The sequence below is a fragment of the Micromonospora sp. NPDC048040 genome, from assembly GCF_055587185.1.
Map to the genome: position 1 here is coordinate 115681 of NZ_JBVJGT010000010.1, position 22757 is coordinate 138437.

Annotated in this window: 29 protein-coding genes; 13 read left to right on the plus strand and 16 right to left on the minus strand. The window is 74.8% G+C overall.

Annotation, left to right across the window (positions count from 1 at the left end; all coding sequences use genetic code 11):
- The first annotated feature begins 111 nt into the window (after positions 1–111).
- A complete protein-coding gene (locus ACZ6O2_RS13520) occupies positions 112–1152 on the plus strand; it encodes a DUF4192 domain-containing protein (RefSeq protein ID WP_466023025.1) in 1041 nt (346 codons plus the stop codon).
- Here ACZ6O2_RS13520 and ACZ6O2_RS13525 read toward each other — a convergent pair.
- The 3 genes from ACZ6O2_RS13525 to ACZ6O2_RS13535 all read right to left on the minus strand — a co-directional run bounded on the left by ACZ6O2_RS13525 (position 1117) and on the right by ACZ6O2_RS13535 (position 3186).
- Positions 1117–2064, minus strand: a complete 948-nt coding sequence (locus ACZ6O2_RS13525; RefSeq protein ID WP_466023026.1) for an alpha/beta hydrolase — start codon at positions 2062–2064, stop codon at positions 1117–1119. The two genes, ACZ6O2_RS13520 and ACZ6O2_RS13525, sit on opposite strands and share 36 nt — an antisense overlap.
- Positions 2065–2260: 196 nt before the next feature.
- The gene (locus tag ACZ6O2_RS13530) at positions 2261–2455 is read right to left on the minus strand and encodes a DUF397 domain-containing protein (protein WP_466023027.1); all 195 of its coding nucleotides are present in this window, start codon (positions 2453–2455) and stop codon (positions 2261–2263) included.
- The gene (locus ACZ6O2_RS13535; protein WP_466023028.1) at positions 2443–3186 is read right to left on the minus strand and encodes a Scr1 family TA system antitoxin-like transcriptional regulator; all 744 of its coding nucleotides are present in this window, start codon (positions 3184–3186) and stop codon (positions 2443–2445) included. Before ACZ6O2_RS13535 ends, ACZ6O2_RS13530 begins: the two co-directional genes overlap by 13 nt.
- A 207-nt stretch (positions 3187–3393) precedes the next feature.
- Here ACZ6O2_RS13535 and ACZ6O2_RS13540 point away from each other — a divergent pair, with 207 nt between their 5' ends.
- The 3 genes from ACZ6O2_RS13540 to ACZ6O2_RS13550 all read left to right on the plus strand — a co-directional run bounded on the left by ACZ6O2_RS13540 (position 3394) and on the right by ACZ6O2_RS13550 (position 4803).
- Positions 3394–3675: a hypothetical protein gene (locus ACZ6O2_RS13540; RefSeq protein ID WP_466023029.1), complete on the plus strand. Its 282-nt coding sequence runs from the start codon at positions 3394–3396 to the stop codon at positions 3673–3675.
- Positions 3672–3923 (plus strand): flavin reductase, encoded by a 252-nt coding sequence (locus ACZ6O2_RS13545; RefSeq protein ID WP_350702541.1) that lies wholly within the window; start codon positions 3672–3674, stop codon positions 3921–3923. Before ACZ6O2_RS13540 ends, ACZ6O2_RS13545 begins: the two co-directional genes overlap by 4 nt.
- A 169-nt stretch (positions 3924–4092) precedes the next feature.
- Entirely contained in the window at positions 4093–4803 is a 711-nt protein-coding gene (locus tag ACZ6O2_RS13550) for a GAP family protein (RefSeq protein WP_466023030.1), read from the plus strand.
- On the opposite strand, the gene fdhD is transcribed toward ACZ6O2_RS13550, so the two are convergent.
- On the minus strand, positions 4793–5647 hold the full coding sequence (gene fdhD, locus ACZ6O2_RS13555; RefSeq protein ID WP_466023031.1) for a formate dehydrogenase accessory sulfurtransferase FdhD: 855 nt from the start codon (positions 5645–5647) through the stop codon (positions 4793–4795). The genes ACZ6O2_RS13550 and fdhD overlap by 11 nt on opposite strands.
- A gap of 18 nt (positions 5648–5665) precedes the next feature.
- On the opposite strand from fdhD, the gene mobA reads away from it, so the two are divergent.
- From mobA to ACZ6O2_RS13570, 3 genes are all read left to right on the plus strand, one after another.
- Complete coding sequence (gene mobA / locus ACZ6O2_RS13560; RefSeq protein ID WP_466023032.1) at positions 5666–6388, plus strand: molybdenum cofactor guanylyltransferase; 723 nt, start codon at positions 5666–5668, stop codon at positions 6386–6388.
- Positions 6385–6651, plus strand: a complete 267-nt coding sequence (locus ACZ6O2_RS13565; protein WP_350702548.1) for a DUF6457 domain-containing protein — start codon at positions 6385–6387, stop codon at positions 6649–6651. The genes mobA and ACZ6O2_RS13565 overlap by 4 nt, the downstream gene beginning before the upstream one ends.
- A 79-nt stretch (positions 6652–6730) precedes the next feature.
- On the plus strand, positions 6731–7837 hold the full coding sequence (locus tag ACZ6O2_RS13570; RefSeq protein ID WP_466023033.1) for a T3SS (YopN, CesT) and YbjN peptide-binding chaperone 1: 1107 nt from the start codon (positions 6731–6733) through the stop codon (positions 7835–7837).
- A 77-nt stretch (positions 7838–7914) separates the two neighbouring features.
- Here the strand turns inward: ACZ6O2_RS13570 and ACZ6O2_RS13575 are convergent, their stop codons facing one another.
- Together ACZ6O2_RS13575 and ACZ6O2_RS13580 are read right to left on the minus strand one after the other, a co-directional pair.
- Complete coding sequence (locus ACZ6O2_RS13575; RefSeq protein WP_466023034.1) at positions 7915–9774, minus strand: beta-propeller domain-containing protein; 1860 nt, start codon at positions 9772–9774, stop codon at positions 7915–7917.
- A 92-nt stretch (positions 9775–9866) separates the two neighbouring features.
- The gene (locus ACZ6O2_RS13580; protein WP_350702553.1) at positions 9867–10325 is read right to left on the minus strand and encodes an Lrp/AsnC family transcriptional regulator; all 459 of its coding nucleotides are present in this window, start codon (positions 10323–10325) and stop codon (positions 9867–9869) included.
- Positions 10326–10384: 59 nt separating this feature from the next.
- On the opposite strand from ACZ6O2_RS13580, the gene ddaH reads away from it, so the two are divergent.
- On the plus strand, positions 10385–11218 hold the full coding sequence (ddaH, locus tag ACZ6O2_RS13585) for a dimethylargininase (RefSeq protein WP_466023035.1): 834 nt from the start codon (positions 10385–10387) through the stop codon (positions 11216–11218).
- 89 nt (positions 11219–11307) lie between these two features.
- Here ddaH and ACZ6O2_RS13590 read toward each other — a convergent pair whose 3' ends face one another.
- Positions 11308–12504: an ABC transporter substrate-binding protein gene (locus tag ACZ6O2_RS13590; protein WP_350702557.1), complete on the minus strand. Its 1197-nt coding sequence runs from the start codon at positions 12502–12504 to the stop codon at positions 11308–11310.
- A 79-nt stretch (positions 12505–12583) separates the two neighbouring features.
- A complete protein-coding gene (locus tag ACZ6O2_RS13595; protein ID WP_466023036.1) occupies positions 12584–13381 on the minus strand; it encodes an alpha/beta hydrolase family protein in 798 nt (265 codons plus the stop codon).
- 83 nt (positions 13382–13464) lie between these two features.
- On the opposite strand from ACZ6O2_RS13595, the gene ACZ6O2_RS13600 reads away from it, so the two are divergent.
- Positions 13465–14067 carry a bacterial proteasome activator family protein gene (locus ACZ6O2_RS13600; protein WP_466023037.1) on the plus strand — a complete coding sequence of 201 codons (603 nt, stop codon included), beginning with the start codon at positions 13465–13467 and terminating at the stop codon, positions 14065–14067.
- Between the two features lie 33 nt (positions 14068–14100).
- Here the strand turns inward: ACZ6O2_RS13600 and ACZ6O2_RS13605 are convergent, their stop codons facing one another.
- Both ACZ6O2_RS13605 and ACZ6O2_RS13610 read right to left on the minus strand, forming a co-directional pair.
- The gene (locus ACZ6O2_RS13605) at positions 14101–14913 is read right to left on the minus strand and encodes an HAD family hydrolase (protein WP_350702563.1); all 813 of its coding nucleotides are present in this window, start codon (positions 14911–14913) and stop codon (positions 14101–14103) included.
- Positions 14913–15734, minus strand: coding sequence for an HAD family hydrolase (locus tag ACZ6O2_RS13610; protein ID WP_350678411.1), 822 nt, complete (start codon positions 15732–15734; stop codon positions 14913–14915). The genes ACZ6O2_RS13605 and ACZ6O2_RS13610 overlap by 1 nt, the downstream gene beginning before the upstream one ends.
- Before the next feature lie 195 nt (positions 15735–15929).
- Between ACZ6O2_RS13610 and ACZ6O2_RS13615 the strand changes: the two genes are divergently transcribed.
- On the plus strand, positions 15930–16451 hold the full coding sequence (locus ACZ6O2_RS13615; protein WP_466023038.1) for a GNAT family N-acetyltransferase: 522 nt from the start codon (positions 15930–15932) through the stop codon (positions 16449–16451).
- A 132-nt stretch (positions 16452–16583) separates the two neighbouring features.
- Here ACZ6O2_RS13615 and ACZ6O2_RS13620 read toward each other — a convergent pair whose 3' ends face one another.
- A complete protein-coding gene (locus ACZ6O2_RS13620) occupies positions 16584–17330 on the minus strand; it encodes a hypothetical protein (RefSeq protein WP_466023039.1) in 747 nt (248 codons plus the stop codon).
- Positions 17331–17442: 112 nt separating this feature from the next.
- Between ACZ6O2_RS13620 and ACZ6O2_RS13625 the strand changes: the two genes are divergently transcribed.
- From ACZ6O2_RS13625 to ACZ6O2_RS13635, 3 genes are all read left to right on the plus strand, one after another.
- The gene (locus tag ACZ6O2_RS13625) at positions 17443–17874 is read left to right on the plus strand and encodes an OsmC family protein (RefSeq protein ID WP_350702569.1); all 432 of its coding nucleotides are present in this window, start codon (positions 17443–17445) and stop codon (positions 17872–17874) included.
- A 112-nt stretch (positions 17875–17986) separates the two neighbouring features.
- Positions 17987–18331, plus strand: coding sequence for a metallopeptidase family protein (locus ACZ6O2_RS13630; RefSeq protein ID WP_350702725.1), 345 nt, complete (start codon positions 17987–17989; stop codon positions 18329–18331).
- 144 nt (positions 18332–18475) lie between these two features.
- A complete protein-coding gene (locus ACZ6O2_RS13635) occupies positions 18476–19198 on the plus strand; it encodes an AIM24 family protein (protein WP_350678421.1) in 723 nt (240 codons plus the stop codon).
- Positions 19199–19266: 68 nt separating this feature from the next.
- Here the strand turns inward: ACZ6O2_RS13635 and pheA are convergent, their stop codons facing one another.
- From pheA to ACZ6O2_RS13660, 5 genes are all read right to left on the minus strand, one after another.
- Positions 19267–20223: a prephenate dehydratase gene (gene pheA, locus ACZ6O2_RS13640; RefSeq protein WP_350702570.1), complete on the minus strand. Its 957-nt coding sequence runs from the start codon at positions 20221–20223 to the stop codon at positions 19267–19269.
- Between the two features lie 9 nt (positions 20224–20232).
- Positions 20233–20739, minus strand: a complete 507-nt coding sequence (locus ACZ6O2_RS13645; RefSeq protein ID WP_466023073.1) for a hypothetical protein — start codon at positions 20737–20739, stop codon at positions 20233–20235.
- 156 nt (positions 20740–20895) lie between these two features.
- A complete protein-coding gene (locus ACZ6O2_RS13650) occupies positions 20896–21285 on the minus strand; it encodes an ACT domain-containing protein (protein WP_350702572.1) in 390 nt (129 codons plus the stop codon).
- A 75-nt stretch (positions 21286–21360) separates the two neighbouring features.
- Positions 21361–21819 carry a hypothetical protein gene (locus ACZ6O2_RS13655; protein ID WP_350702574.1) on the minus strand — a complete coding sequence of 153 codons (459 nt, stop codon included), beginning with the start codon at positions 21817–21819 and terminating at the stop codon, positions 21361–21363.
- A 172-nt stretch (positions 21820–21991) separates the two neighbouring features.
- Positions 21992–22732 (minus strand): hypothetical protein, encoded by a 741-nt coding sequence (locus ACZ6O2_RS13660; protein WP_350702576.1) that lies wholly within the window; start codon positions 22730–22732, stop codon positions 21992–21994.
- Positions 22733–22757: the final 25 nt, after the last annotated feature.

Here is a 22757-nt window from a genome sequence, read left to right on the forward strand (position 1 = left end):
CGTGCCGCAGGTTCCCCGGTGAGCTGCGGCGATACTCTCCGTGTCTGTGGATAACCCGTGTGTCGTCCACAGGGTCAGCCGGCCGGCGCGCCCGCGCCGCAGGCTGCGGGCATGACCTCGACCGACCGCCCCCGGCTCGCCGTCCGTTCCCCCGCCGACCTCATCGCCGCCGTGCCGTACCTACTCGGCTTCCACCCGGCCGACAGCGTGGTCGTGGTCGCCATGCGGGGCCGCCGGATCACCTTCGCCGCCCGCGCCGACCTGCCCGACCTGGCAGACCCGCACGAGCCCGCCCGGCACCTCGCCGACGTCATCGCCCGGCAGGGCGTCGAGACCGCCACGGTCCTGGGTTACGGCCCGGCCGCCCGGGTCACGCCGGCCGTCGACGCCGTGCGCGCCGCGCTGGCCGTGGCCGGGCTGCCCGTGCTCGACGCCCTCCGCGTCACCGAGGGCCGCTACTGGTCGTACGTCTGCGCGGAGCCGGAGTGCTGCCCGCCGGAGGGCACCCGCTTCGACGCCGGGGCCAGCGAGGTCAGCGCGGCGGCCGTCTTCGCCGGCCAGGTCGCCCTGCCCGACCGGGCCGCCCTCGTCGCGCAGGTCGCGCCGGTCGACGGCCCGGGCCGGGTGGCGATGCGCCGGGCCGCCGTCCGCGCCCAGCGGCGTCTGGCGGCCCTGCTCGACAAGACGCCCCCGGCGGAGCTGCGCGACGGGCGGGCGGTCCGGGCCGCCGGGGTGGCGGCGGTACGCGGCGCGTTGCGCCGGCACCGGCGGGGGCAGCGGCTCGGCGACGACGAGGTGGCCTGGCTGAGCCTGCTGCTGACCCACGTCACCGTCCGGGACCACGCGTGGGAGCGCACGGACGGGCGGGACGAGGACATCGCGCTCTGGACCGACGTGCTGCGCCGGGCCGAGCCGGAGCTGATCGCCGCGCCGGCGGCGCTGCTGGCGTTCGCGGCCTGGCGGGCGGGGCAGGGGGCACTGGCGGCGGTGGCCCTGGAGCGGGCTCTGGCCGAGCACCCCGACCACTCGCTGGCGCTGCTCCTCGACGACCTGCTCCGCCGGGGCGTGCCGCCGTCCGCGTTGGACGGCTGGCCGGCGGTCGCAGTGCCCGGAGTGCTACGCCGAAGGCGCACCCGTCGGGGCCCCCGCTGATCCGCCGGTGCCGCGCCGACGCATGCCGGCCCGGGTCATCCCCCGGCGGGGAAGCCGCCGGTCCAGCCAGGAGAGCAGGACCTGCTCGTACTGCGGGCTGACTCCGGCCACGTCGTCAGCCTCGTCCACGGTGGGCGCGTGGTCGCAGCCGGTCAGCCGGGCGACGGTCAGCTCGGCGGCGCGGGCGGCCCGACGCCACACCGCCAGACTCTCCTCGATCGGCGTCCAGGCGTCGGTCTCGCCGTAGCAGAGCAGCACCGGGCAGGACAGCGCCGCGAAGACCGGCTCCGGGTCGAAGTCCATGTCGGCCCAGGCACCCGGCTCCGGCACTTCACGCGGCAGGAACGCCAGCGAGAACCAGGGCCGCTCGACGGCGGCGTCCAGCTCCGTCTGGGCGACCTCCCGGGACAGCCCGCCGCGCAGGTACGCCTCGGCGACCCCACGCAGCCGGTCCAGCTCGGCGAGTTCCGTGTCGCCGTACCCGTGGCGGCGAAGTTGCTCGGCCGTGCCGTAGCGCATCTGCCGGGCCGGGCTGACCCCGCTGCACCCGACGAGCACGAGGAAGTCGACCCGGTGCCGGCTGGCGGTCAACGCGGCTGCCCAGGCCCCCTGGCTGAATCCCCACAGCCCGACGGGGACGCCGCCGACCTGCCGGCGCAGCACGTCGAGGGCTGCCGCCGCGTCGTCGGCCTGGGCGGTCAGCGGCACGTCGTGACCGTCGACCCGGGGGCGCCGGTCGTAGCGCAGCACCGCGATGCCAGCCGGCGGCAGCAGCCGGCCCAGGTGCTCGTAGAGGAAGTACGACCGCGTGTCGGCGTGGGAGCCGTGCAGCACGGCGAGGGCTCCCCGGGCCGGCCCGGCCGGAAGGTCCAGGACGGCGGGAAGGTGCTGCTCGCCGACGCCCAGCTCCATGCCGGGCAGTCAACCACGGACCGGCCGCGTCCGTCTCGCCCGTCGTGCCGCTGTTCCGGGCGGGGTGGACGGCGGCGGCGGGCCCCGGAGCGGCAGCATGCCGGCAGGACGTCGTGCGGCCCGCCGGCACACCGTTTCGTCCCGGCGACGACGGTCTCGGTTCCCGCCGTGCGGAGACGTTGCGTGCCGGGGGCGGTCAGGCCCGTTCGGCGACCCGAGCGACGAATGCGCGCCACGCCGCTGGCCCGAAGGTAAGAGCCGGGCCGGCAGGGTCCTTGGAGTCGCGTACGGCGACGACGCCAGGAAGGTTGTCGGCGACCTCGACGCACGCGCCACCATTCGAACTGCTGCGGGTGCTCTTGCGCCACTGCGCGCCGGTCAGGTCATCCATGATCGCGCTCTCAGGAGGTCGACGGTTTGGTCTCGCGGCAGCGCGACCGATCTCACGGTATCCCAGACGGCCCAGAGCGGAGCAACGTCATTCGTGATGCGACCGGATGCTTGATCGTCCAGGTAGCCGACCTCGCCGTCAGGCGTGCTGGCAATGATGAACGGTCCGGCCTGGCCCGGGTGCAGCCCAGCGCGAAGGGGGAGCACATGGACCATGACGTTTGGGCGCCGGGCAAGTTCGATCAGGTGGTCTAGCTGCGGTTGCATGACCTCGGGTTCTCCTCGCCGGAGCGCAGCCTCGTCGATGACGAAGACCAGGAGGGGAGGACGCGGGCGATCGAGCACGGCGGCCTGCCGGCGTAGCCGGGCGTCGACGTACGCTTCCGCGTCGGCGTTCAGGGGGCCGCTGGTGAGAACGGCACGGGCATAGTCCTCGGTTTGCAGCAGGCCCGGGAGAACGGCCGACTCGAACCATCGCAGCCCTGACGCTTCGCGCTCAATCTCTGTCCACGGCCTGAACCAGGCCGGTTCGCGGCGCTTCAGTGCGTCCGGCCACAGCTCCTCTATGTCCTTGTTCAGGATTTCGGCGACCCGGGCACGGTGACGGGTCTGCGGAATTCGTCCCTGGCTCACCCACCGCGCCGCCGTCTTCGGATCGACGCCGACTTGAGCGGCAAGGCTCTCCGCAGTCTCACCGGCCTTCGCCATCGCTACCTGTACCGCCCGGTTCATCCCCATCCCTCACGCGAACGTCCCGAATGATTCCGGTACAGACTGCTACGCGGTGTCACTGTCTGGCAACCCTGGGCAAGGTGCCTTGTAGACGGCGCGAGCCGGTGGAGGCATCCGAAGCCCGCCGGTCGTGCCGGCGAGGGGGCCGCCGCCGGGCGAGCATCCGTGGCGGCCCCCTCCTCCAGCCGACGGACGAAGGGAAAGACGGTGAGCCCGCGAGAGATCACCTCCGGCGACGTCCTGTGCCTGACCCGATCCGCGAGCCCGCAGTTCGTCCGCCCGGTCACCGTGCGTGTGATCCGTGTCCTGACCGACTGGCACACGTACCACGGATGGTGCTGGATCGAGGTCTACGAGCTGAACGCGCGCGGCGATGCCGTGGACCGGCGCTCGCTGTACGTGCGGTGCGAGGGGGTGCGTTGGCGTACGACGCCGCCGGCCGCTGCCCCGGCCCGCCGCCCGATCTCCCGCGTGCAGGTGACGGCGTGAGTCGGCGGCGCCCCGAGCACCTGCCCACCCGGCCCACCTGGCGCTGCGCGGCCTGTGGGATCGCCTGGCCGTGTTCCGCCGCGAAGTTGCGGCTGCTCGCCGAGTACCGGACGGACCGGGCGGCCCTGCTGGTTCACCTGGCGACCCTTCAGGCGGAGGCGGGCGAACAGCTCGCGGCGTCGGAGCGCGCCCCGGCACCGGGCGACCTGACCGAGCGCTTCACCGGGTGGGCGCGGGCCCGTGGTTAGCCGGTATGCGGGTGGTCTCATGGACGGGGCAGCTCGACAGCGTTCCACCACCCACCCCGACACGGGCATCCGTCGAAGGATGTAGCGGACGTTCGTCCCGCGGGGCGACTCGACCGGCCCCGGGCCGCCCGAGAATCGATCACATGCCGCTACCCCTCGACCGTCCGGTATGAGCGTCGGACTGCTGCTCTCGCTCGCCGGCCTGGCCCTGGTCGACAGCACCAGCATCGGCACGCTCTTCATCCCGGTGTGGCTGCTGCTCGCCTCCGGCAAGGTCAGCGTGCGGCGGATCCTGACCTACCTCGGCACGATCGCCACCTTCTACTTCGCGGTCGGGCTGCTGCTGGTCTGGGGCGGCAGCCGGCTGGCCGACGCGCTCGGTGGCGCGCTGGACAACCGGCCCGTGCTCTGGGCGCAGCTCGCCCTCGGGATCGGCCTGTTCGCGCTCAGCTTCCGCTACGACGGCAAGCGGCCCCGGCGCAGCGGCGGGGTGCTGCGCTGGCGGGACCGGGCCACGGCCGGCGACGCCTCGCCGCGCTGGCTGGTCGGCCTGGCGCTGCTCGCGGCGCTCGCCGAGGTGGCGACGATGCTGCCGTACCTCGGCGCGGTCGGCCTGCTGACCACCTCGGGGCTCGGCGCGGGGGCCGTGGTGGGGCTGCTCGCCGCCTACTGCCTGGTGATGGTGCTGCCGGCGGTGCTGCTGCTGGCGTCCCGGGTGGCCTGGCCGAGGCTGGTCGAGCCGCTGCTGGCCCGCCTCAACGCCTGGATCGTGCGGACCTCCGGCAGCGTGCTGGGCTGGGTCCTCGGCATCGCCGGCTTCCTGCTGGCCCGGGACGCCGCCGCCCGGTTGGAGCTGCTCGGCACGTGGATCAGGCGGTGACCCGGCGGGGGTGGGCGTAGACGTTCATGGTCCGGTCGCGCAGGAAGCCCACCAGGGTCAGCCCCGCCTCCTCGGCCAGGTCCGCCGCCAGGCTGCTCGGCGCGGAGACCGCCGCGAGCAGCGGCACGCCGGCCATCCACGCCTTCTGGGTCAGCTCGAAGCTCGCCCGCCCGGAGACCAGCAGCACGTGCCCGGCCAGCGGCAGCCGCCGTTCGCGGACCGCCCAACCGATCACCTTGTCGACCGCGTTGTGCCGGCCGACGTCCTCGCGCAGCACGACCAGCTCGCCGTCCGCCGTGAACAGCGCCGCCGCGTGCAGCCCGCCGGTGCGGTCGAACCCGCGCTGCGCCGCCCGCAGCCGGTCCGGCAGCTCGGCCAGGACCGCCGCCGGCACGGTCAGCGGGTCGTCACCCACCGCGAAGACGGATCGGGTACGCACGGCGTCGATGCTCGCCTTGCCGCACACCCCGCAGGAGCTGGTGGTGTAGAAGTTCCGGGCCGGGTCGGTGGCGGGCTCGGGCACGCCCGGCGCGAGCACCACGTCCACCACGTTGTACGTGTTGGGCGTCTCCGCGCCGGCGCAGAGCTGCGCGGTGTGCACGTCGTCGGCGGCACGGATCAGCCCCTCGGTGAGCAGGAAGCCGATCGCCAGGTCCAGATCCTCGCCGGGCGTACGCATCGTCACCGCGAGCGGCCGTCGCCGGCCGGGGCCCGCCGCACCGACCCGGATCTCCAGCGGCTCCTCCACGGCGAGGGCGTCCTGCCGGCGTACCGAGGTGCGGCCGGTGTCCGCCGCGTCGAGGTCGACGCGGAGCACGCCGCGTCGGTCAGTCGCCCGTCCCATCCCGCCATCCTGCACCCCGTGCCCGCGTCGCCGCGCGGCTACCGTGGCGGGGTGGACGCGTACGCGGCGGTGGTGCTGGCCGGCGGGGCTGCCCGCCGGATGGGCGGCGTGGACAAGCCCGCCCGGGTGGTCGGCGGCCGGTCCATGCGGGACAGGGTGCTGGCCGCCGTCGCCGACGCCGCCCCGTGCATCGTGGTCGGCCCGCCCGGGCCGGTGCCCGCCGGGGTGCGGGTGACCCGGGAGGAGCCGCCGGGCGGGGGCCCCGTCGCCGCCGCGGCAGCCGGGCTGGCCCTGCTCGACCCCGGTACGCCAGTGGTCGCCCTGCTCGCCGCCGACCTGCCCCTGCTCACCCGTGCCGCCGTCGGGGGGCTGCTCGACCGGCTCGACGCCGATCACGACGGCGCCTGCTACGTCGACCAGGACGGGCGGCGGCAGACGCTCTGCGGGGTGTGGCGGGTGGCCCCGCTGCGCGCCGCCCTGGACCGCCTCGCCGCCGAGCGGGCCGCCCCTGAGCCGGCCTCCGCCCCTGAGCCGGCCACCGCCACCGAGCCGGCCACCGCCCCCGAGCCGGCCACCCGTGGCGGGCGGGGCGGTGCCGCGCCGCTGGTCGGGGCGCCGATCCGGGCCCTGCTGGCCGGGCTGCGGGTCCGCGAGGTGCCGTGGACCGGTGCCGGCCCGCCGCCCTGGTTCGACTGCGACACTGACGAGGACGTACGCCGGGCGGAGGAGTGGGCGCGATGACGGTGATGGACGACTGGGTGACCGCGGCCTGTGCCGAGCTGGGTCTCGACCCCGCCCAGGTGCCGGTGCCGGCCGTGCTCGACCTGGCCAAGGACGTGGCGCACCAGGTGCTGCGGCCGGGCGCGCCCGTCACCGCGTACCTCCTCGGGCTGGCGGTCGGCCGGGGCGCGGACCCGGCGGGCGCCGCGGCCCGGCTCAGCGCGCTGGCCGCCTCGTGGCCGGTCGAGCTGGGCGCCGAACGCGCCGGCGAGGGCCCCGCCTGAGGTCGTTGTCCGATCGCTGTCGGGCTGATTCGTCCCCCAGGATCCGTGGGTAGGGTGACCTGGACGGACGGAGGCGATCATGACGGCAGACCACCCCTCGGTGCCGAACGGTGACGCGCCCGGCACCCTGCCGGCACACCACGAGCCGATCCTGCTCGACGAGCCCACCACGGCCGACCTGCGGGCGAAGGTGACCCAGGCGTGGCGGGAGTTCGCGCGGGCGTTGGCCGAGCGGCTGGCGGCGCTGCCGACGGGCACGCACGTCGAGCTGACGCTCGACCCCACCGCCTCCGGCACCGGCGACGCGGTCTACTCCGTCAGCGTCGACGTCGGCGAGGAGGGCCGGCTGGCGGCCCGCGCGGTCGGCAACGCCACCCTGCCGCAGGGCTACCGGCTGGACCGGGCCGCGGTGGCGGACATGATCGCCCTCGGCTGGTCGCCGCCCGGCGTGGTGGCGGGCTCCGGCGAGCACTTCGGGCTGGACGGCAGCACCACCGACGCCACCCGGCTGGCGGCCCTGATCACCCGGACGCTGCGCGACGTCTACGGCGCCCCGCACCCCGCCTTCCTCGTCTACCTGATCCACGACGCCGAGGGGGAGCCGCTGCCGGTGGAGCCGCTGGGCACCGCGCGCAGCGAGTTCGGCCCGGACCGCGACGTGGAGGCCGACCTGGACGAGGCGCTCGCCGCGGCGACCGCCGCCCAGGCCCCGGAGGGCGACGTGGCCGCGCTCGCCGAGCGGGTCCGCACGGTCGTCTCGACCATGCTCAAGTCGGACTCGGACCGGTTGCAGGTCGACTCCGACGGCGACATCAACATCCGCGCCGGCTCGGCGATGGTCTTCGTCCGGGTCCGCGACAACCCGCCGCTGGTGGACGTCTTCTCCCCGGTGCTCACCGAGGTCGAGCCCACCGAGCGGCTCTACGTGAAGCTCTCCGAGCTGACCAACCGGATGCCCATCGGTCGGCTCTACTGCGCCGACGACACGGTGTGGGCGTCCATCCCGGTCTTCGGCCGCAACTTCCAGGCCACCCACCTGATGCTCGCCGTGCAGGTGATGACGGGGCTCGCGGACGAGCTGGACGACCGGCTGCACGGCGAGTTCGGCGGCAAGCGCTTCTTCGGCGAGGGCGACAAGGCGGTCAGGCGCGACCAGGGTGAGCACCGCACCGGCATGTACCTCTGACCGGAGCATCTCTCGGCTGAGACGGGTGGGGCCCGGAAACCCCGAGAAACCGGGCCCCACCCGCCGGGGAGGGAGAATCAGGTCACAGGGAGCCAGTCGAGGCTCCGGGCGGTGGTCGGATCGGTGGCCCGCAGGCCCCTGTCGGAGACGGTCCAGAGCACGTCACCCACCAGCAACGACCGGGTCACCGCGCCCGCCCCGCCGGGGTGGGACACCGTGCCGACCTCGCCGATGTCGCTCCCGGAGACCCGCAGCAGGCGTACGTCGTCGCCGACCGGGAGGGCGACCAGGCCGGTCTCCGGGCGGTGCAGGAAGGCGTGCGAGTCGTACTCCAGCGCGGAGTACTGCCCGGGCACGTGCCACTGGTCGAGCCGGGCCGGCCGGGCCGGGTCGCGGACGTCGAACAGGGAGACCTGGAGCCCCTGCGTCCGCCCCCGTCGGTCGGCCTCCTGGCCCACGCCGAGCAGCCGCCCGTCCGGCAGCGGGTGCAGGTACGCCGAGTACCCGGTGATCTTCAACTCGCCGGTGACCCGGGGCGCGGCCGGGTCGGTCAGGTCGACCGCGTAGAGCGGGTCGGTCCGCCGGAACGTGACCACGTACGCGGAGCCGCCGAGGAAGCGCACGGACCAGATCCGCTCGCCCGGGCCGAGGCCGGTGACCGCGCCGACCCGGGTCAGCGCGTCGCCGTCCCGGCGCAGCACGTGCACGCCGGACTCGGAGGTCGGGCGAGCGCCCCAGGGATGGCCGGTGGTGGTGGCGACCCGCAGGTGCCCCTGCCACTCCGAGAGGGCGTACTGGTTGACGAGCGACCCCGGCACGGTGCCGGCGGCGAGGTAGCGGGGACGCCCCGGCGCGCCGGTGTCGAACTGGTAGATCTCGGTGACCTGTGCGCCCGCCGGCCGGTCCCGGCGCGGCCCGCCGGGCCGACCTGTGACCGGGCGTTCGCCCGCGAGGTAGAGGTTCGGGCCGGTGCCATAGACCGTGGTCGCGTCGGCGGCGACGGTGACCGGGTCGCCGTCGCCGAGCCGGTCGGCGGCCAGGTCGAAGCTCAGCACCGTCAACATCGACGTGCCGGACCAGGTCGGCGGGCGGCTCAGCCGGTCGCAGCCGACCCGGCCGGTGTGCCGCTGCGTGCCGGCCGTCCACTCGTACGCCGGCAGCCACGCCTCCACCCCGGCCCGGTCGATGACCGCCCGGTTCGCCGCCGTCCGCGTCGCGTCGGTGCCGCGCTTCGCGTGCGGGAACTCCAGCCGGGGCCGGGTGCGGACGACGACCCGCGCGGTGGACCCGGTCTGCCGGGCGTCGACCAGGCTCCCGTCCATGCGGTAGGTGCCGAGCACCCGCGGCGGGCCCGCGAGGTCGACCAGGATCAGCCGCGGTACGCCGGCGATCCGCGACCCGGCGAACTCCCTGGCCCCGCCGGCGCCCACCTGGGCCAGCACCAGTGCCCGGTCGCCGTGCAGCAGCAGGCTCTGCTGCCCCCATCCCAGCTCCGGCAGCGCCCCGGTGAGGTCGACCCGCCCGGTCTCCCGCCGGGCGGCCGGGTCCACTACCCGCAGCAGCCCCCGGCTGACCGTGACGATCCGCCGGCCGTCGGTCTTGACCAGGTCGGGCTCGTCCGCGCCGGCCTCGTGGTTGTTGGTGGTGGAGTGCTCGGGGGCGGCTGCCGTCTTCGCCCGCGCGGTGTCCGGGATGGCGCTGAGCACGGTCCCCGTGCGCCAGCCGCCGCCGAAGCCCCACGGGCCGACGGACGCGCGGGCGGCGGCCCGCAGCCCGGCCAGCGCGTCGGCGCAGGAGTCGAAGGAGACCAGCACCGGCGCGGCCGGCAGGCGCTGCGGCGGCGGGTCGCCGGGCAGCGGCGGCGGAATCGCGCTCCCGCCGAGCAGAGTGAGGGCGGCCAGCGTGCCGGCCGCCAGGATGTGTGCTCCCCGTCTCATGGCCGGTTCGACGCGGCCGCGCGGCGCGTGGTTCCGACCCGCCCGGACCTTCCGCGCCGTTTTCCGCCGCGCCCCGGGCCCGGTCGGCGCGCTCAGCCGCCGGAGGGCCCGACGCCGGGCGACTCGACCAGTCGGGAGAGCACGATCGTGCTGCGGGTGGAGGTCACGAAGGGCTCGGCCCGCAGCCGCTCCAGCGCCGCCTCTAGGTGCGCGATGTCGGCGGCCCGCAGGTGGACGAGCGCGTCGGCCTCGCCCGAGACCGTGTACGCGCCGACCACCTCCGGGTGCCGGCGGGTGGCGACCCCGATCTGGGCCGGGGTGGTCCGGCCCGCGCAGAACAGCTCGACGAAGGCCTCGGTGGTCCAGCCGACGGCGGCCGGGTCGACGACCGCCGTGAAGCCCCGGATCACCCCGGCGGCCCGCAGCCGGTCCACCCGTCTCTTGACCGCCGGGGCGGAGAGTGACACCCGTTGTCCGATGTCCGCGTACGAGGCGCGGGCGTCGGCGACGAGCAACGCAATGATCCGCTGGTCTACGGCGTCTATCTGCAACGTTCCGCCTCTGGGAAGCAATGGTTGTGGCTGTTACCAAAGTTCAACGGTACCTACCCTTGGTCACCGTGAACCAGCAGCGAGTCCCGCGAAAGCGGACATATCTCATGTGCTCGCCCGAGCACTTCACGGTCGAGTACGCGATCAACCCGTGGATGGACGTCAGCACCCCGGTCGACCCGGAGCTGGCGGTCAAGCAGTGGGACCGGCTGCGGGAGACCCTGGTCGGCCTCGGCCACGAGGTGCACCTGCTCACGCCCGAGCGGGGCCTGCCCGACATGGTCTTCGCCGCCAACGGCGCGTTCGTGGTCGACGGCATCGTCTACGGCGCGCAGTTCAAGCACGAGCAGCGGGCCGCCGAGGCCGCCGCGCACCGGGCGTTCTACGAGTCGCAGGGCTGGCGGTTCATCGCGCCGAGCGAGACGAACGAGGGCGAGGGCGACTTCGCGTACCTGCCCGAGGCGCACGGCGGGCTGGTCCTCGCCGGGCACGGCTTCCGTACCGAGCTGCCGGCCCACGCCGAGGCGCAGGAGGCGCTCGGCCGCCCGGTGGTGTCGCTGCGCCTGGTCGACCCGCGCTTCTACCACCTCGACGTGGCACTGGCGTCGATCGACGACGAGAACATCGTCTACTACCCGGGCGCCTTCTCGGCGGCCAGCCAGAAGGTGCTCGCCCAGCTCTTCCCCGACGCGGTGGTCGCGGACGACGAGGACGCGCTGGCCTTCGGCCTGAACCTGGTCAGCGACGGGCTCAACGTGGTGCTCAACAGCGCGGCGACCCGGCTGGCCGGGAAGCTGAAGGCGGCCGGCTACCACCCGGTCCCCGTCGAACTGGCCGAGCTGAAGAAGGGCGGCGGCAGCGTGAAGTGCTGCATCGCCGAGCTGCGCCACTGAGCCGAGCCGCGCGAGCTGGGCGAGGCGTACGACAAGGGGCCGGCCTCACGGGCGGGGAGGCCGGCCCCTTTCGCGCGTCCTACGGGCCGTCAGCCGAGCGTGGCCAGCTCCGTGACCAGCACGTTCGACAGCACCTGGCCGTCGAGCTGCACCTCGCGCAGGTACCACTTCTGCTGCGGCGTGCGCGGCTGGTTGAACTGCCACACCCCGCGCGGGCTGTCGATCTGGCCGATCTTGCCGAGCGCCAGGTTGACCTGCTGCGGGTTGGGCGTCGCGCCGGCGATCCGGATGGCCTGGTCGAGCACCTGTGCCGCGTCGTACGAGGCCATGGCGTAGGTGGTGGGCGAGGTGCCGTGCTTCTTGCGGTACGCGGAGGCGAACCGCCGGTTGGCGTTGTTGTTCAGGTCGGCCGAGTAGTTGAGGGCGGTCTGGATGCCCGTCGCGTCCTCGGCCTTGACGGCCTCCAGCACGGTGCCCTCGGTGAGGAAGCCCGGGGCGTAGATCTTGCCGGTGAATCCCTCGATGCGGAGCTGCTTGATGAACTCGACCGCCGCCGGCCCGGCGTAGAAGCAGAACACGGCGTCGGGCTTGCGGCTCAGCGCCGTGCGGATGTCGGCCCGGTACGCGGACTTCGACGGGTTGGTGAAGACGCCCGTCCAGGTCACCGGGTCCTTGATGCGCGGGTCGGACTCGCCGAACTCCTGCTTGAAGCCCCGCACCACGTCCTGGCTGCCGGCGTTCTCGGGTGCGATGATCGCGAGCCGCGCCGAGGATCCCAACTGCTCCCGCAGGTAGCGCCCCAGCGCCCGACCCGCCTCGTCCAGCACGTACGACGTCCGCCAGATGTAGACGACGCTCTGCAGGCTGGTCGGCGAGGCGTTGGAGCCGATCAGCGGCACCCGGGCCTGCTCGACGGTGTCCCGGATGCCGAACATGACGTTCGAGTCGACCACGCCGGTGAGGGCGAGCACGCCCTGCTTCAGCAGCCCCTCGACGGCGGCCTTGCCGGTCTTCACGCTGTCGCCCTCGTCGGCGGTGAGCAGGGTGACCGGGTGCCCGCCCAGGCCGTTTCCGTTGAGGTCGAGGAAGAGCTGGAAGCCGTTGGTGATCTCGTCGCCGATCGCCTTGAGGCCTCCACTGGTGGGCGCGATGAGGCCGATCTTGATCGGGCTTCCGTCGCCGGCCGCTTCGCCCTCGGCGGCATCGGTGCCACAGCCGGCGGCGAGACCCGCCGTGCCGAGCGCGGCCAGCAGTTGGAGTGCCCGCCTGCGGTTCATCTGCGACACCGGGTTCCTTCCAGGGAGCGTTGCAGGGCGGATCGCGCCCCTTCGGCGTTCTACCGGGTCAGCGACGCTGCGTCAATCCTTAGCGATCTTCCAGTAGAGATCGAAGAGCAGCCGTGACCTCCGGCCATGCCGTCGACTCCGGATCGATGAGCCCGAAATGTTCGCATTCTGGCAGCTCAACGAGGTGGATGCCGCCACCTGCCGCCCGGTCGGCCGCGACGAACTCGCGGCTCATCGCCACCGGCACCTGCTCGTCCAGCGCGCCGTGCATGACTACTGTCCGTGTCGGAATGGGCACCAGTGACCGTGGATCGGCGGCGGCGTACCGGTCGGGGAGGTCGGCCGGGCCGCCGCCCAGCAGCGCGGCCACCGCCCCGGAGTCCAGATCCAGCCGGTACGCCTCGGCGAGGTCCGACACCGGGGCCAGGGCCAGTACGCCCCCGACGGCGGCCGGGGCGGTCGCCGCCACGTACAACGCCAGGTGCCCGCCGGCGGAGTGCCCCACCAGGACCGGCGGCCCGGCGGCGACCCGCCCGGGCAGCGCCTCGGCCGCCAGCCGGGGCAGCTCCGTCACGCCGGTCAGCACGTCGGTCAGCGTCCCGGGCCAGCCGCCGCCCGGCTGCCCCGTCCTGCGGTACTCCACCTGGGCCACCGGGTGGCCGAGCGCGGCCAGCGCGGCGGCCAGCGGGTCGGTGTGCCGCCGGTCGTACTCGGCCCACCAGAAGCCGCCGTGCACCACCACGACCAGCGGCCGGGCCGGACCGGACCCGGCGGGTCGGCGCAGGTCGGCGACATGGTCCGGGTGGTCGCCGTAGGAGACGGTGGCGTCCGGGGCCGGGGCGGGGCGGCTGAGCACGGCGCGCGGGTCGGCGGGCATGGCGCGACCGTAGCGCGGATCACCCGCCGATCCGGCGTCGGGGATCGGTCCCCGGGCGCGGTGTGCCGAGGGGCTGGGTAAAGATGGATCCCATGACCGAAACGCACTCCGCTGGACAGAACGACGAGCCGGGCCAGGACGGCACCGGTCACTCCGGAACGGTGGTGGTGGTCGGCCCGGACGGGCGGCCGGTCGGCACCGTGCAGACCGACGAGGCCGCCGGCGAGGACCCCACCCGACTGGTCGAGCAGCCGGCCAAGGTGATGCGGATCGGCAGCATGATCAAGCAGCTGCTGGAGGAGGTCAAGGCCGCCCCGCTCGACGACGCCAGCCGGCACCGGATGCGGGAGATCCACGAGCGGTCGATCGTCGAGCTCAAGGAGGGGCTCGCCCCCGAGCTGCGGGACGAGCTGGAGCGGATCTCCCTGCCCTTCACCGAGGAGAAGGCGCCCAGCGAGAGCGAGCTGCGCATCGCGCACGCCCAGCTCGTCGGCTGGCTGGAGGGCCTCTTCCACGGCATCCAGGCGGCCCTGGTCGCCCAGCAGATGGCCGCCCGGGTCCAGCTCGAACAGATGCGTTCGGGCCGGCAGGCGCTGCCCAGCGGCCCCGGCGGCGTGATGCCGGGCATGCCGGGCATGGGCCAGCCGCAGGGCGGCGAGGGGCACGGCACCGGCCAGTACCTCTGAGCGTGACGGCCGGCCGGGCCCCCCGGCCGGCCGTCAGCCCACCCCGAAGACCTTCTCCAGGTACGCCGCCACGCCGTCCGCCGAGTTCGCCGAGGTCACCTCGTCGGCGACCGCCAGGACGGCGCGGTGCGCGTTCGCCACCGCCACCCCCCGCCCGGCCCAGGTCAGCATCGGCACGTCGTTGGGCATGTCGCCGAAGGCGAGCACGTCCCGGGCGTCGATCCCGAGCCGGGCGCAGTACCACGCCAGCCCGGCCGCCTTGGTCACACCCGCGGCGGAGATCTCCACCAGCCCCGAGTACGACGAGTGGGTCGCCTCGGCCAGCCCCTCCAGCGCCCCGGCGACCAGCGCGACGAAGGCGTCCGGGTCCTGGTCGGCGGCCCGGGCCAGCAGCTTCACCGCCGGCGCCGACAGCAGCTCCTCCGGGGTCTCGACCGCCCGGATCGCCTCGTGGTCGGCGTCCCAGCGCAGCGGGTAGTGCGCCTCGTGCCGCATCTGCCGGCTGTCGACGATCTCCACCGCGAAGCTGATGTCGGGCACCTCGGCGCGCAGCCGCCGGGCCACCTCGGCGAGCAGTTCCGGCGCGAGCGGGTCGGCCCGGAGCACCTCGTCGGCGGCCGGGTCGTAGACCACCGCGCCGTTGGCGCAGATCGCCGGCAGCGGCTCGGCGAGCTGGTCGTACACGAGCTTCAGCCAGCGGATCGGACGGCCGGTGACCAGCACGACCGGCGTGCCCCGCGCGGCGATCCGCGCCAGCACGTCGGCGGTGTGCGGGCTGAGCGTGCGGTCGTCCCGTAGCAGGGTGCCGTCGATGTCGGTGGCGATCAGCCGAGGTGCTTCTCCCATCAGCGGGACAGTAGCCGATCGAGGTACACCGCCACCCCGTCGTCGTCGTTCCGCAGCGTCACCTCGTCGGCGGCGGCGCGGACCGTCGGGTGGGCGTTGGAGACCGCCACCCGGGCCCAGCCGGCCCACGCGAACATCGGCAGGTCGTTGGGCATGTCGCCGAAGACCAGCACCTCGGCCGGGTCGACGCCGAGCCGCTGCGCCACGACGGCCAGCCCGGTGGACTTGTCCACCCCCGGCGGGCAGATCTCCACGAAGCCCAGCCCCGCCTGGGTGAGCGTGGCGACCTCCGGCGGGACGACCTCCCGGGCGACGGCGAGCAACTCGTCGACGTGGTGGTCGGCGGTCCGGACGAACGCCTTGATCACGTCGCAGGAGAGGCACTCGGCGCGGCTGCGCGCCTCGAACGCGTCCTGGTAGGGCCAGCTCGGGTGGTAGTCGCCCCAGAGCGGCGCGTCGTGCTCGTCCGACGCCTCGACCATCACCGTCAGCGGCCCGACCGCCACCTCCAGGTCGGCGAGCAGCGTGGCCAGCACCTCGGCGGGGAGGCGCTCGTCGCGCAGCACCACCGGCCCGGCCGGGTCGCTCTGGTCGACCACGCGACCGCCGCCCGCCATCACCAGGAAGTCGGCGGCGCGGATGTCGTTGCGGGTGAGCTCGGCCAGTCGGGGACCGCGGCCGGTCGCGCCGACCACCGGGATCCCGGCGGCGCGCACCCGGTCCAGCACCCCGTGGGTGTACGCGGAGACGGTCTCGTCGCTGCGGACGAGCGTCCCGTCGAGATCGGTGGCGATCAGCTTGGGCAGGCCCGGGCGGGTCATCGTTCCTCCTTTGCCCGCCGCCGCCGCAACCAGCCGTTTCGGTCGTCGGTGCCTCGACCCTGAGTGACGGCGGGCAGCAACCGTACCTCGCGCGGCAGGTACCGACCATTGCCTTTGGGCGAAGTCGGTGCCAACGGACGACGGCCCGTCGGTGTCCCCGTCCCGGTCCGGGCGGGGCGGCCGTACGGTGGGCGGATGGGAGAGCGGGACTGGCCGGTGGCGGAGATCATCGGCACGGAGCGGCTGCTGCTGGAGCCCCTCCGTGTCGACCACGCCGAGGAACTCGCCCCGCTCCTCGACGACCCGGCCCTGCACGAGTACACGGGCGGCGGCCCGGCGGCCCCCGAGCAGCTACGGGAGCGCTACCGCCGGCAGGCGGTCGGGCGGTCCCCGGACGGCGGGGAGGGCTGGCTCAACTGGGTCGTGCGGCACCGGGACACCGGCGACGCGGTCGGGACCGTGCAGGCCACCGTGCGGCTCGACGGCGACCGGCCGGTCGCCGAGCTGGCCTGGGTGGTCGTGGCACCGCAGCAGGGCCGCGGCTACGCCGGCGAGGCCGCGGCCGGCATGGTCGGCTGGCTGGCGGAGCAGGGCATCGCGGCGCTCGTCGCGCACGTGCACCCCGACCACCGGGCCTCCGCCCGGGTGGCCGAGCGGCTCGGCCTGCGCGCCACCGACGAACTGGTCGACGGCGAGGTGCGCTGGGCCGCCCCCTGAGCGGGCCGGGTGCCGGAGCGGGCCGGGTGCGGCCGCGGGCCGGGTGGGACCGGCACGGCCCGTCCGACCGGTTCCGTGGCGGCCGGCGACGGGAGCGGGTCGGGCCCGGCGAGGGCGCGGCGGACGGCCGGGTCAGTCCCGGGGCTCGGGGCGGGCGAAGGGGATGGCCGGCCCGACCGTGAGGTCGGCCGGTGGGGGCAGCGCGTCGTCCTCCAGGTCGCGGGCCCTGAGACTCCGGCGGCGCCGGTCGACCGGCTCCCCCTCGTCGGCGCCCGCTGCCTCGTCGGCGGCCTCCTCGCCCGGCGTGGCCGCCCCGACCGGGGCCAGCTTCAGCGCCGCCGCGAAGAGCGCGCACGCGACGAACGCCGCCACCAGGCCCCGGCCGTACTCGACCCGGAACCCGTCGTCCGTCGAGTAGAAGAAGACGCGCTGGCCCGCCTCGTCCAGCGAGGCGGCGGTCGCGGCCAGCAGCGCCAGCAGCGCCACGGCCAGGGTCAGGCCGGCGAGCCGGACGTTGCGCCGCAGCGCAGTGGTGCCGCGCAGCGCGAGCGCCACCGCGCAGACCAGCGCCAGCATCCCGACCAGGTAGCCGACCCCGAAACCGCCGATGTCGGACACCCCGCCCGGCACCCGCACCGGCGTGTTGCCCTGCGGGCCGGCGTTGGGGATCGTCATCACCTGCCACTCGCCGAGCAGCGAGGCGACGGCGGCCACCGCGCCCAGCGCCGCCAGCAGCGGCGGCAGCCGGCGGTCCCGGCCCAGGCCGGAGAGCGTACGCCCGAGCCGGCCCGGCGGGGCCGCCTCCGCCCCGCCCCACTCCACGACGGCGGTGCCGTCGGACCGGTGGTCCTGGCGGGGAATGGGGAGATCCTGGGACATCGGCCACCCTTCCGCGTTCGCGGGCCTGAGCCGAATCATGACACAGTACGCACCCGAGGACGCGGAGCGTGAACGGTCGCCGGTGGGTGCCCTTTCCGATAGCGTCGGGGGCATGCCTATCCGTACCGCTTCCGCACGTTGGCAGGGCAACCTCACCGAGGGGTCCGGCACGGTCCGCACCGGCAAGGGCGGGCTGGAGGGGAACTACTCCTTCAAGTCGCGTTTCGAGGAGGGTGAGGGCACCAACCCGGAGGAGCTGGTCGGCGCCGCGCACGCCGGCTGCTTCTCCATGGCGTTCTCCAAGGCCCTCGCCGAGGCCGGCTCGCCGCCCTCCTCGGTGGAGACCACCGCCAAGGTCCACCTGGACAAGACCGACGCCGGGTTCACCGTCACCCGGATCGAGCTCGACACGGTCGGCGACGTGCCGGGCATCGACGAGGCGCAGTTCACCAAGCTCGCCGAGACCGCCAAGGAGAACTGCCCGATCTCCCGGCTGCTCTCCCCGGGCGCGCAGATCACCCTGACCGCCCGCCTCGCCTCCTGAGCGCCTCCGCCGTCGGCGTACGCCTCCACGGGGAGCCACCCTTCCGGTGGAGGCGCGCCGATCTTGGCCGGGCCGCGCGGGCCACGCCGTCGGGCAGAATGGGCGCGTGCCGGTGGAGATGAGCCGCGAGCGCTTCGAGGAGCTGGTCGGCGACGCGCTCGACGAGGTGCCCGAGGAACTGCTCGCCCTGATGAGCAACGTCGTGATCCTGGTGGAGGACGACCCGCCCCCCGGCGAGGACCTGCTCGGCCTCTACGAGGGCCACGCCCTCACCGAGCGGGGCTGGGACTACTCCGGCGTGCTGCCGGACCGCATCCTCATCTACCGCAACCCGATCCTGCGCCTCTGCGACGACGACGAGGACGTGGTGGACGAGGTCGCGGTGACGGTGGTGCACGAGATCGCCCACCACTTCGGCATCGACGACGAGCGCCTGCACGAGCTGGGCTGGGGCTAGCGGGCGCGCGACCGGTGCCGCCACCGGCGGGCGGGCCGGGGGCCGCGCCGACCGGCGGGTGGGCCGGGCCGGTCGGCCGGTGGTCGACGGTTGCGGCGTACGCCTACCGTCGGTCCAGGCATCGCGAAATCAGGAGGCACTTCCATGCGCAGCGAGCTCTTCTCCGCGGAGAACCTGGAGAAGGAGTCCGCGCAGCCCGGCATGCGGCTGCAGAACTCCAAGATGTTGAAGATCGAACTCAACGGCGAGGCGATGGCCCGCGTCGGGTCGATGGTCGCCTACCAGGGGCAGGTGCAGTTCCAGGCGCTCGGCTCCGGGGGGCTCGGCAAGTTCCTCAAGCAGAAGCTGACCGGCGAGGGCGTCCCGCTGATGAAGGTCACCGGCCGGGGTGACGTCTTCCTCGCCGACTTCGCCAAGGACGTGCACGTCATCGACCTGGAGCCGGGCGACGCGCTCTCCATCAACGGCTCCAGCGTGCTGGCGTTCGACTCCACGCTCCAGTACGACATCCGGATGGTCGGCGGGGCCGGCATGGCCTCCTCGTCGGGCCTGTTCAACTGCGTCTTCACCGGCCACGGCCGGATCGCCATCACCACCAAGGGCACGCCGGTCGTGCTCAACGTCGACGCTCCCACCTACGTCGACCCGCAGGCGGCGGTCTGCTGGTCGGCCAACCTCCAGACCGGCTACCACCGGGCGGAGCAGCTCGGCCTCGGCACGCTGCTCGGCCGGCGCACCGGCGAGGCGTTCACGATGAGCTTCGCCGGCCAGGGCTTCGTCGTCGTGCAGCCCTCCGAGGAACCGCCGATCATGGGCAGCGGCGCCCAGGAGCAGCAGGGCGGCCTGCTCGGCGGCCTGCTGAGCTGACCCGCGCACCGCCCCCGCCCGCGTCCCGCCCGGCCCCGCCGGGTCCGCCGTGATCGGGGGCGGTGTCGTCAGGTGAGGTCGCCGGCGCGCAGGCGGGCCAGCCAGGCGGCGGCGTCGGCGTAGTCGGCGTCCGAGAGGCCGGGCGGCGCGGGGACCGGCCGGTCGCCCGCCGCCGCGGTCCAGCGGTGCCGGGGGTACGAGCCCAGGAAACGTACGTCGGCGCAGACCCGGCGCAGCCCCTGCAACGCCTCGCCGAGCCGGACGTCCGCCACGTGCCCGCTGCAGTCGAGGAAGAAGACGTACCGGCCGAGCGCCTCGCCGGTCGGGCGGGACTCGATCCGGGTCATGTTGATGCCCCGGACCGCCAGCTCCATCAGCACCGCCAGCAGCGCGCCCACCCGGTCGTGGGCGATGTAGACCGCCAGTGAGGTCACGTCGTCGCCGGTGGGCGGCGGGGGCGGGCCGGGGCGGGACACCAGCGCGAAGCGGGTCACCGCGTCCGGATGGTCGGCGATCTTGTCGGCGAGCACGTCGAGCCGGTGCCGGGTGGCCCCGATCGGGGCGCAGATCGCCGCGTCGTACTCGCCGGCGGCGGCGCCGGCCGCGGCCGCGCCGTTGGAGAGCACGTCGACCACGACCGCGTCCGGCAGGTGGGCGCGCAGCCAGCCCCGGCACTGGGTGGACGCCTGCGGATGGGCGGCGACGCTGCGGACGTCCGCGAGCGCCGTGCCGGGCCGGGCGGCGACCACGAACTCGACCGGCAGGATCACCTCACGGGTGATCACCAGAGGTTCCCCCTCGGCCAGCTCGTCCAGGGTCACCCCGACCGCGCCGCCGATCGAGTTCTCCAGCGGCACCAGGGCGGCGTCCGCCTCCCCGGCCCGTACGCCGTCCAGCGCCTCCGGCACGCTGCGAGCCGGTGCGCGGCTGCCCCGTTCGGCGGCGGGGATGGTGTTCAGCGCCTGCTCGGCGAAGGTGCCCTCGGGTCCGAGGTAGACGAAGCGCGTCGGCGGTGTTCCCGGCATGGCGACAGCCTACGCACCCGGCACGCCGCCCGACCCGCCGTCGCAGACCAGGGTTCGGATGCCGGGCGGCCCGGCGGCCCGGACCTCGACCGTGCAGACGTCGGTCCCGGCGGTGACCAGCCGCGGAGCGCTCGCCCGGCCCTCGGTGACCACCTGGAGGTTTTCGTGCCCGGTCACGTCGAGCACCGTGTAGTGCCACCCGCCGGCGCAGAGCGGGCCGGTCCGCACCCGCACCCGGGCGCCGCCCGGGAGCACCCCGCTCCGGCCGCGCACCAGGTCGACGACCCGCTTCCCGGAGGGGCCGTCGGTGCACGGCACCGCGACCAGGCCGGAGTCGGCGGTCGGGGTGGCCGCCCCGGGCAGGCCGGTGGCGGGGGGCGTGGTCGGTGCGAAGGTGGGGGTGCCGGCCGGGCTCGATGCGGCGCGGGTCGGGGCGGCGGTGGGGGCGGTGTTCCGCAGCTCGGGCGGCGTGCCGCAGCCGGCCAGCGGCACCGCGGCCAGCAGCACGGCGGCCAGGAGCCGGCCGCGCCGGGCGGGGTGGCCGGTCGGGTGGTCGGGGGCGGCGGGGCGCGAGGGGGTGGGCGGCACGGGCCGATCCTCGGGACATCGGGGAGCGTCGCTGCGGCCGGGAGGCCGAGCCCATCCTAGGAGGAACCGGCGGCCGGGTGAAGGTCAGGCGAGGACCCGGTGGCCGGCCCGCTCCAGCGCGGCGGTCGCCTCGCCGAGGCGTACCGAGGGAACCAGCAGGTAGTCGGTGTCGTACGTCGAGAAGGCGACCACGCTGACCCGGGCGGCGGCGAGCGGGTCCACCAGCGCGGCGAGGGTGCCGCTCACGGCCAGGTCGAGCGGCCCGGTGACCCGCAGGCAGCGCCAGGCCGTCTCCGTGGCGGCCTGCTCCGGCACCCGGTCGGCGGGGCAGATCAGCGAGATCCCGTCGGCGGTCCAGCTCACCGTGACGACGTCGCCGCCGCTCAGCCCGCCCGTCAGCTCGGGCGGCAGGGCGGAGCCGGCGGCCATCCGGCACACGGCGTACTCCCCCGGCAGCAGAGCGATATCGAGCATGAGGGCACCTTACGGCCTCGGAGAGCGCCCGCCCCAGATTCGCCGCGTGCGGCGAACACCACATCCCGCCGCAGGTCAGACCTCGGAGAAGAACGTGAGGGAACCGGCGACCAAACCGTCGGTGAGCACCGGGGTGGAGATCGCGTCCACGGTCGAGTCCGGCCGGTCGGCCGACGCGGCCTGGACCCGGAGCAGCCCTCGGGCCAGGCGCCCGGAGGACAGGGCCAGCAGCGGCGGGATCTTGTCGATCTCGGGCTCGGTCAGCTCGCCCCGGTTGGCGGTGAAGTCGAGCAGCCGGAGCCCGCCGTCGAGCAGCGGCAGCCCGATCACGTCCTCCGGGGTGCCCAGGCAGAGCAGCTCGCAGCCCGAGGCGGAGACGGCGATCACCCTCGTCTCGGCGTCGATCAGCAGGCACGGCTCGTCGGCGTGGGAGACGGTCGACGACCACTGCCCGAAGTTGTCGGACCCCAGCTCTGTCGATGTCCCCGCCGCCGGCACGAACACTTCAGAGAGCGAGAGTTCGACGTGGGCCACCGCGCCTCCTATGTCACCGACGGTCTGTCCACGCTAGCCGGTCGCTGCGGATGTCGCCGACCGCGCTGCGGTCGCCGGGGCGCCGGTGGTGACGGGGCGCCCCGGGTGGCCGGCGACGGCGCGACCGACGGGTGCCGACCGGCACCCGGGCCGCGTGGCGTCGCCGGTGACGTTACCGCCGGCCGGCCGGCTTGTCAGCGGCCGTTCGGCCGTCCTCGTACCACCGGTAGTCGGCGGCCGGCCGGTAGGCGCCGTTCATCCAGGTGCCCGGGTGCTGGGCGACCCGGGACAGCTTCTCGGCGGTGGCCGGGCTGATCCGGCTGCCCCCGGCGACGAGCAGGCGGTCCAGCTCGCGGTGGGTGGCCATGAGGCAGTCCTTCGGCAGGCCGTAGACGCTGATGACGCCGGAGCCGACGAATGTCAGCACCGGCGTCACCGGGATCGGCAGACCCACCGCGTCGGAGAGCGCCTTGCTGGCGCGCTTGGCGTCGCGGCGGGCCTCCGCCACGTAGGGAGGTCGCTTGCCGTTGATCTGCACCACGTCGCCGGCGACGAGCACCCGGGCCCGGCCGTGGTCGGCGATGGTGACCGCGAAGAGCCCGCTCGGCCCGATGGCGAGGAAGCCGGCGCGTTCGTCGCGCTCGTGGTCGAGCAGCAGGTCGGCGGCGTCCGTGCGGGGCCACTCGATGACGTGCCAGGCGGGCCCGAGGTGGTCGAGCTGGCCGAGCGCCCGCGCGCCGGCCGCCTCCAGCCGGCGGGCGCCCCGCTCCGCCCGCCGGCGGCGGGCCCACTCCAACGGGGACGGTCGGACCGGCGTGAGCACGCCCGGCGACTCCACGCGGGGATGTGGCACCGCCGCGGGCGGCAGTGCCCGGGCGGGCGGTACGGCTCGACGAGCGGGAAAGACAGTCATCGCGACCTCCGGCAAAAGGTCCCTC